Origin of the sequence: Clostridium sp., assembly GCF_051656525.1 — a bacterium.
In the GTDB taxonomy this organism is placed as follows: Bacteria; Bacillota; Clostridia; order Clostridiales; family Clostridiaceae; genus Clostridium.
On sequence record NZ_JBOGCC010000336.1, the window covers coordinates 1 to 1,617 of the forward strand.

The window sequence follows — 1,617 nt, forward strand, 5'->3', positions numbered from 1 at the left end:
TGCCATAAAATTTCTTTCTTTAAGCCCTGCAATTATTTTATTTTGCTCTAAATATCTTTCAAGGTCATGAAGTTCTTTTCTTATTCTATGATTTTCCTCTCTTTTATCTTTATTTTTTTCCTTAAATAAAACTCGCTCCCTGCTTCTTTTAGCTATTTCATTAAGATAAAGACTTATAATCACCGTATAAATCGAAATATCTAAATAATGAATATTATCTAAAATTCCCATTATAATTATGCTTATAAAAATAGAATAAATAATCTTACTCCATTTAAATACCTTAGATATTAAAATTGGTACAAAGTATATCATAAAATTTAATTTTAATACTACTATAAAAACCAACACGGCTCCTTCTATTACAATTATCATCCTATTTTTATTCTTTACTAAACTAAACAAAACCTCTAACCCTAAAAAAGATGCTATAAAAATCACTTCTTCTAAAATTTTTATATGCTCAGTATTATTCTCAATAGAAAACAATATTGAAAATACACTTACAATCATAAAGACTATTACTACTTTCTTTTTCAACCCTCTATAGTTCCCCTATTTGTAATATATAGTTTTAATTTTTTTTGCTTTAAAATATTCTACTTCTTTATCTTCATATATGGTCGTTATTCCTATTTCTGAAGGAATCTTTATATTATTTATTTTTCTATACCCTGAAATACTACATCTCCATCCTAAATCAGTTTCTACCCCATTTATTTTTTCTCTTTGTCTTTCATCACTGAAAAATTCAATTATTTTTCCTTCATCATCAATTGTAAAAATACCTTTTCCTAAAACTCCATTATATGAAACTGTAGCCTCTACATTATTTTTATCTATTTCTCTGTAACTAATATATTTTGATAATAATATACTTGGATTCATTGTTCCTTCAATAATCCATGCAATAAGCCCAGCTTTATATATTTGTTCATTTTCCTCATTAACTACAGTTATAATTTTTGCAAGCTTTCCCTTCATTCCCCCTACTTTTCTCTTTTCATCACTGTAATCAAGTCCATCAAAAGGAATTTCATATAAAGATGTCTTTATCCCTGCAGCTCTATATGGCTTATCTTTAAATAACCATAAATCATACTTCATCTTCAAATTTTTATTAGACATAACAAAGTCTACATCTTCAAAAATCACGTTTACTACATTGTGTCTAGTCTCTCCTATACACTCTATATATCTAAAATATCTTTTCATCCCTGTAGGTAAATTTTCAAAATCCTTTTCCTTATATATCTCTTTTTCTTCTTCTGTTAATGAAACCCTTTCTAACATTAATTTTCTAAACTTTTTCAACAAAAAAATCACCCCCTCAATATTTTATTATATACCAAAAGGAAAATTTTGTAATTATAAAAAGGTATAGATTAAAAAATCTACACCTTTCTATGGTTTTTAAATATTCTTTTACTCAACAATAACTGCTGTTCCGTATGCCACAATTTCGGCTGCCCCTGGTGCAACTGCTGATGAACCAAGCATAAAACTAATGATTGCATTTGCTCCCATCGCTTCTGCCTCTTTAATCATCCTATCTACAGCAATTTCTCTAGATTTGTCTAGCATTTCTTTATAGGCAACCATCTCTCCACCAACAAG

3 protein-coding genes are annotated in these 1,617 nt (G+C 27.5%); all 3 read right to left on the bottom strand.

What is annotated here, in order from left to right; translation table 11 throughout:
• On the bottom strand, nt 1-540 hold a 540-nt coding region (locus ACRDDY_RS16755), incomplete at its 3' end, for a hypothetical protein (RefSeq protein ID WP_438566079.1).
• A gap of 15 nt (nt 541-555) precedes the next feature.
• Nucleotides 556-1,317, bottom strand: coding sequence for a DUF6544 family protein (locus ACRDDY_RS16760; protein ID WP_438566080.1), 762 nt, complete (start codon nt 1,315-1,317; stop codon nt 556-558).
• Between the two features lie 108 nt (nt 1,318-1,425).
• The coding region (locus tag ACRDDY_RS16765) for a YbjQ family protein (protein WP_438566081.1) at nt 1,426-1,617 on the bottom strand (192 nt) is incomplete at its 5' end.